This window comes from Streptomyces sp. SID13666 (assembly GCF_010548325.1).
Classification (GTDB): Bacteria; Actinomycetota; Actinomycetes; order Streptomycetales; family Streptomycetaceae; genus Actinacidiphila; species Actinacidiphila fildesensis.
Map to the genome: position 1 here is coordinate 23,516 of NZ_JAAGLX010000071.1, position 6,636 is coordinate 30,151.

General features: G+C 71.6%; 5 protein-coding genes. 2 read left to right on the top strand and 3 right to left on the bottom strand.

Annotated elements, in window-relative coordinates; genetic code table 11:
- Nucleotides 1-93 precede the first annotated feature (93 nt).
- Nucleotides 94-1,422: an aminotransferase class I/II-fold pyridoxal phosphate-dependent enzyme gene (locus tag G3I60_RS41295; RefSeq protein ID WP_164298976.1), complete on the bottom strand. Its 1,329-nt coding sequence runs from the start codon at nt 1,420-1,422 to the stop codon at nt 94-96.
- Between the two features lie 76 nt (nt 1,423-1,498).
- Between G3I60_RS41295 and G3I60_RS41300 the strand changes: the two genes are divergently transcribed.
- Entirely contained in the window at nt 1,499-2,788 is a 1,290-nt protein-coding gene (locus G3I60_RS41300; RefSeq protein ID WP_239070940.1) for an MFS transporter, read from the top strand.
- A gap of 162 nt (nt 2,789-2,950) precedes the next feature.
- Nucleotides 2,951-3,811 (top strand): hypothetical protein, encoded by an 861-nt coding sequence (locus G3I60_RS41305; RefSeq protein WP_138357803.1) that lies wholly within the window; start codon nt 2,951-2,953, stop codon nt 3,809-3,811.
- 83 nt (nt 3,812-3,894) lie between these two features.
- Here G3I60_RS41305 and ptsP read toward each other — a convergent pair whose 3' ends face one another.
- Nucleotides 3,895-5,565 carry a phosphoenolpyruvate--protein phosphotransferase gene (gene ptsP / locus G3I60_RS41310; protein ID WP_164298974.1) on the bottom strand — a complete coding sequence of 557 codons (1,671 nt, stop codon included), beginning with the start codon at nt 5,563-5,565 and terminating at the stop codon, nt 3,895-3,897.
- 99 nt (nt 5,566-5,664) lie between these two features.
- Nucleotides 5,665-6,114 (bottom strand): PTS glucose transporter subunit IIA, encoded by a 450-nt coding sequence (locus tag G3I60_RS41315; RefSeq protein ID WP_138357805.1) that lies wholly within the window; start codon nt 6,112-6,114, stop codon nt 5,665-5,667.
- Nucleotides 6,115-6,636: the final 522 nt, after the last annotated feature.

Consider the following 6,636-nt stretch of genomic DNA (forward strand, 5'->3'; position numbering starts at 1 on the left):
ACTCCCATAGGTCTGTACCAATGCCGCCCAGTACGTGAATACTTGACCACCAGGTGCACGTCAAGGTTCACGACAGGAGTCACTGATGACCCGTCAACCTCCGTAGGTGCTTTCCGACTCACCCAGCACTGCCGCGAAGTCGCCCGCCAGCCGGGCCGCCTCCTCCACCGGCAGGGCCGCCGTGGTGATCCGCACCCCGGGCGCCGACACGGTACGGAACCGGGCGCCGCCCGCGACCCACCACCCGTGCGACCGCAGTCCGTTGACCACCGCCGACTCGTCCCTGACCGGCACCCAGACGTTCAGCCCGCTCCGGCCGTGCGCGGTGATCCCGCGGTGCGCCAGTTCACCGATCAGCGACTCCCGGCGGGCGGTGTACGCGGCCTCGGCCCGCGCCACCAGCGCTGCCGTCGCCGGATCCGTGAGCAGCCGCAGCACCGTCTCCTGCAGCACATGGCTCACCCAGCCCGAGGTGAGCAGCAGCAGCCCGTCGTGCCGGGCCAGCGACGTCTCGTCGCAGGCGAGCGCGGCCCACCGCAGGTCGCTGCCCAGATGCTTGGACACGGTACGGACCTGCGCCCAGCGGGGGAGGCCCCCGGTGGTGAGGGAGTGCAGCGGGACCCCGGAGGTGTCCGCCGTGTAGTCGTCCTCGATGACCAGCACCTCGGGGGCCGCGGTCAGTACCGCCAGCAGGTCCGCCCGGCGCCGCTCGGAGAAGCACGCGCCCAGCGGGCTCTGCGAGCGCGGCATGCAGACCACCGCCCTGGCCCCCGCGCGCAGCGCGGCCCGCAGCGCCTCCGGCCGCATCCCCTCCTCGTCCACCGCCACCGGAACGATGCGCAGCCCCAGCGCCGGAGCGAGGTCCAGCAGCCGGTGGAAGCCCGGGTCCTCCATCGCCACGGCGTCGCCCGGCCGCAGTTCGGCCGAGAGCAGCCGGCCGATGCAGTCCAGCGCGCCATGGGCGAACGTCACGTGTGCTGCCGGTACGCCGTCGCGCCCGAACCAGCGGCGGGCCACCGCCTCCAGCTCCGGCAGCCGCGGCGAGGTCCGGTGCGAACCGGGCCCCGGGGTCACCCGGGACGGCGGCACCAGATCGGGCAGGAACGCCGGATCGGGGTGGCCGCCGGCCAGACTCCGTACGCCCTCCGGGGTCTTGGGCGGGCGGCGCGAGCCACTCGTCCCGACGGAGGGGGCCTCGGCGACCACCGTTCCGCCGCGCCCGCGGGTCAGCACGATGCCGCGCTGGCGCAACTCCTTGTAGGCCGTGGCCACGGTGCCCGGACTCACCCCGAGATCCTCGGCGAGCCTGCGCACCGGTGGCATGGCGCTGCCGGGCGGCAGCGAGCCGTCCGCCACCGCCCGTTCGACGGACGCGGCAATGCCCTTGGCGGTCGTACCACTGATCGCATATTGTGTTGCCACATTCGCAAGTATGTATTGATACAAAGACGGAGTCAAGGGGGAACGGATGCGGAAGCGACCGGGGACGGGGACAGGGATGGCGGCGCGGATTCCGGGAGGGCCCGACGGCCGCCGGATGCTCTGGATCAACTTCGTGGACAAGACCGGGTCCGGTCTCTGGCTGAGTGTCACGGCCCTGTACTTCCTGGTCGTCGCGGACCTCAGCGCGAGCCGGATCGGTCTGCTGATGGGACTGGCCGGCGCCGTCGGCATCGCCGGCTCACCCGTCGCCGGCCGGCTCGCCGACCGCTTCCCCCTCACCCGGCTGCTGCTCGCCGTCCAACTGCTGCGCGCCGCCTCCGGCCTGCTGATGCTCGCCGCCCACGGCTTCTGGCAACTGCTGCCCCTGGTGGCACTCGGCAGCTTCGGCGAACGCTCCGCCTCCGTGCTCACCAAGCTCTACGCCGCCCGCGTCGCCGGCCCCGACCGGTCCCGCTACCAGGCGGTCCAGCGCACCGTCGTCAACGTCGGCTACACCCTCGGCGGCCTCGGCGCCTCGGTCGGCCTCGCCTTCGGCAGCGCCACCGTCTACCGCGGCCTCCTGCTCGCCGACGGCCTGTCCTTCTGCGTCGTCGCCGTACTCGTCGCCCGCTGCGCCGAACCCCCGTCCGCCACCCGGACGGTGGCCTCGTCCGCCACGAAGTGCCCGCCCGCAGCCGCCCGCCCCGCGGCAGCGCCCGCCAGCCCCTGGCGCGACCGCGGATACCTCGGTTACGCCGCCACCGACGCCCTGCTCTTCCTCGACGGCTCCGTACTGCGCGTCGGCATGCCGCTGTGGATCATCAGCGCCACCAGCGCGCCGCACGGGCTCGCCGCCCTGCTCTTCGTCATCAACACCGTCGTCGTGGTGCTCTTCCAGGTCCGGCTCTCCCGCCACGGCCGCACCCCGCACCTCGCCGCCAGGACCCTGCGCCACGTCGCCGCCTGCTACTTCCTCGGCGGAGCCGCCGTGGCCGCCTCCGTCGTCGACGACCGCTGGGCGGCCACCGCCGCGATGCTCGTCGCCGCGGTCGCCTTCACCTTCGTGGAGATGTACCAGGCCACGGTCTCGTGGGAACTGTCCGTGGCCCTCGCCCCGGACGACGCGCAGGGCGCGTACGTCGGGGTGCACGGACTGGCCCAGTCCGCCGAACGCGCCGCGGGACCGCTGATCATGACGACGGCGGTCATCGCGGCGGGGCCGCTCGGCTGGCTCGGCCTCGGCACGGCCCTCGCCGGCACCGCGTTCCTGCAGAAGCGCATGGTGCTGCGGCGCCTCGACTCCACACGGCCGGTGACGAACCCGTCCGGATTGTCAGTGTCTCCGATTACGGTGAGTGACAACTGATCGTCACGCCGAGGGGGAGCCATGGCACACACCAGGAACGGGAAGCGGAACAGGAACAGCGGCCGGACGAGCGGCCGTTCACGGGACAGTGCGGGCGGTCGCCGGCCGGAGCGCTCAAGGGACCGCGCACAGGACCGCTCACGGGGTGTTGTTCCGCGCCGGGTGAGCCAGCGGCGCGCCCTGCGCCGTGAAGCTCCCGTCATCGTCGCGCTGCTCGCAGGTGAACGGGATTTCGCCGTGATGCGCCGCTACCGCGGCTTCCCCTGCGAGGACCACCCCGAGTACCTGCGGCAGATGGACGGCCTGCTGCGCTCGCTGCTCTCCCAGGGGCTGTTCGTCACCGTCACCCTCTTCGATCCCGGGGAGTACGCGGAGTACTGCGCCGACACCGGCCAGGACCCGGACACCCCCGCCACCCGCGCCCGCTACACCGCCGACATCACCGCGGGCGGCCCCGGCGTCCCGTACAGCGGGCAGCCGGTGCGTCAACTCCTCGCACAGCTGGGCCACGAGGCCGACCGGCAGATGGCCTGGGACCGCGCCACCGAGGTCCTCACCGCGGCGGAAAGCCGCACCGACGGCGGCCGCGAACGCGCGAGCATCGCCTTCGAACGAGCCTCCCGGGCGCTGACAGGGCTCATCGAAACCGCCGGCACCGGCATCCACCACGTCGTCTGCAGCGTTCCGCTGGACGGCACCCCACTGCTCGCCGTCCTCACCGCGGAGCGCGCCGAATCGGGCCGGATCCACTTCGCGGAGGCCGACGCCCTGGTGTTCTGCACGGTCCTTGCCGCGGCCGCCGTTAGCGACAGCCCCGGCGGCATCGTCGTCCGGTCCACCGGCGCCGACGGACGGGACGAGGTACGCGGCTGGTCCCTGCGCGACGGCTGGCCGCAACCGCTCACCGAGGCGGAGGTCTTCAACGCCTACTGCACCGACGCCGAAACCGGCGAACCGGTACCGCCGGAACCGGGCGTCACGTACCGGCCCGGCCTGCCGCTGCGGCAGGCGCCGCGCGACTGACGCGCGCCCCGACGAGCGAGGGGCGTTCCACCGGAAACCGGTGGAACGCCCCTCGGACCTACCTCAACCACACGCGCCGGCGATCACTCGCCGGACAGCACCGCCTGCGCCGCGCGGCGCGCCTCGTCAGCGGTGTCGGTCGCCCGGGCGGCAGCCGCCGCCCGCTCGCACTGCGCCAGCGTGTACTTCGCGAGCGTGGCGCGTACATAAGGAATGGACGCCGCACCCATGGACAGGCTCGTCACACCCAGACCCGTGAGCACACAGGCCAGCAGCGGGTCGGCCGCCGCCTCGCCGCAGACACCACAGCTCTTGCCCTCGGCCTTGGCCGCGTCGGCCGACGCCGCCACCAGGTCGAGCAGCGCGGGCTGCCAGGGGTCCTGCAGCCGGGAGACCGCGCCGACCTGCCGGTCGGCGGCGAAGGTGTACTGCGCCAGGTCGTTGGTGCCCAGCGACAGGAACTCGACCTCCTGGAGGATGGACCGGGCCCGCAGCGCCGCCGAGGGAATCTCGACCATCGCGCCGAACTTCGCCCGCAGACCGGCCTCGCGGCACGCGTCGGCGAACGCCTTGGCGTCGATACGGTCGGCCACCATCGGGGCCATGACCTCGAGATACACCGGCAGGCCCTCAACAGCCTTGGCCAGCGCCCGCAGCTGTGTCTGCAGCACGTCGGGGTGCTCCAGCAGCGACCGCAGACCCCGCACGCCCAGCGCCGGGTTCGGCTCGTCCGCGGGGGTGAGGAAGTCCAACGGCTTGTCGGCGCCCGCGTCGAGGACGCGCACGACCACCCGGCCCTCGGGGAACGCTTCGAGGACCTTGCGGTACGCCTCGATCTGCTTCTCCTCCGACGGCGCCTTCGCGGAGTCGTCGAGGAAGAGGAACTCGGTGCGGAACAGGCCCACACCCTCGGCGCCCGCCTCCAGCGCCGCGGGAACATCGCCGGGACCGCCCACGTTGGCGAGCAGCGGAACCTTGTGACCGTCGGAGGTGGCGCCGGGACCAGAGGTCGCCGACAGCGAGGCCTTGCGTGCGGCGGCGGCCTCTTCCAGCTCCGCGCGCTTCTCGGCGCTCGGGTTGACGAAGAGCTCACCGGTGCTGCCGTCCACCGCGATGACGGTGCCTTCGGCGATCTCACCCGCGCCGGGCATGGCCACCACGGCCGGCACTCCCAGGGCACGCGCCAGGATCGCGCTGTGGCTGGTCGGGCCGCCCTCTTCGGTGACGAAGCCGAGGACCAGCGTCGGGTCGAGCAGCGCGGTGTCCGCGGGTGCCAGGTCCCGGGCGATCAGTACATACGGCTCGTCGCTGTCCGGCACACCCGGCATCGGGACGCCGAGCAGCCGGGCCACGATGCGGTTGCGGACGTCGTCCAGGTCGGCCACCCGGCCGGCCAGGTACTCACCCGCGTTGGCCAGCAGCGCACGGTAGGAGGCGAAAGCGTCGTAGACGGCGCGCTCGGCGGAACTGCCCACCGCGATCCGGCGCTCGACGTCGGCCATCAGCTCGGGGTCCTGGGCCATCATGGCCTGGGCCTCCAGTACGTGCTGGGCCTCACCGCCGGCCAGGTTCCCACGCGCGATCAGGTCGGCTGCCACGGCCTCGACGGCCTGCCGGGCACGGCCCTGCTCACGCGGAGCCTCCTCCGCCGGGATCTGCTTGGCCGGGGGCTCCAGAACAGCGGTACCCATGTGCCGTACCTCGCCGATCGCCACACCGTGGCTGACACCGACGCCTCGCAGCGTTGTCTCCATCTCACCTGTCTCCGGTCACTGCGACGATCGATGCCGTCGCTCAGATTCTTCCGACGTCCTCGTTGACGCCCCCTGGGGTACAGCGGTAACGCGGGGGAACTACTGCCAGACGAAGAGCGGGGCACCGGCCTTGACGTCGCCCTCGACGGCCACATCGCTGAGCGCCTCGGCGGTCGCCTCGAGTGCCACGACGGGGCACACCGGCGACTTGCCCGCGGCCTCGACCGCGGCCGGGTTCCAGCGGATGACCTCTTGTCCACGCTGCACGGTGTCGCCCTTCGCGACGAGCAGCTCGAATCCGTCCCCATTGAGCTGAACGGTGTCGATGCCCAGGTGCGTCAGTACGCCGTGTCCCTCGTCGTCCACGACGACGAACGCGTGCGGGTGCAGGGAGACGATGATGCCGTCGACGGGGGAGACCGCGGCCGAAGGCTCGCGCACGGGGTCAATGGCGGTGCCGGGGCCCACCATCGCGCCGGAGAACACCGGGTCGGGCACAGCCGCGAGCCCGATGGCACGTCCGGCCAGGGGGGACGAAACGATCGTCATGGGGAAGCCTCCTAGATGCGGAGCTCAAAGATGCCGTCACTACCTGTCACCGGACGGCGATGCCGCTTGAGCAGCCTAAGTCATGTGAAGTAAGGATTCCGCCCGAGCGGATCCGACCATCGGGTGATCGATCCCGACCACTCAGTGTGGCATCTGCACCGGACCCGATCCGAGGGCCGAAGGACCCTCGTAGCCGATTTGCACGGGGCGAGGGCGTCCAGTACCTTGGCACAACCGCCTCGACGAGTGCCGCGGAAACGTGTGTTTCCAGGGCAGACTCGAATTGGCCGGGAAATCCGACAGAAAGCTTCTGCTAAAGTCGGGTGCAGCGGGAAAGCCGAAAGGCAGAAACGCTAAAGCAACACAATGCAGGATCTGCAGTACTCCCGCTGACCGGGAATCGGGCGTGAAAGCGTCTGATAGAGTCGGAAACACGAAGGGAAGCCCGGAGGGCGCCGGTGACGGCACCAAAGGAAGCGTCCGTTCCTTGAGAACTCAACAGCGTGCCAAAAGTCAACGCCA

Coding starts and splice junctions, on each gene's coding strand:
- ptsP (WP_164298974.1), bottom strand. CDS start 5,565: ATGGAGACAACGCTGCGAGGCGTCGGTGTCAGCCACGGTGTGGCGATC.
- G3I60_RS41315 (WP_138357805.1), bottom strand. CDS start 6,114: ATGACGATCGTTTCGTCCCCCCTGGCCGGACGTGCCATCGGGCTCGCG.
- G3I60_RS41300 (WP_239070940.1), top strand. CDS start 1,499: ATGGCGGCGCGGATTCCGGGAGGGCCCGACGGCCGCCGGATGCTCTGG.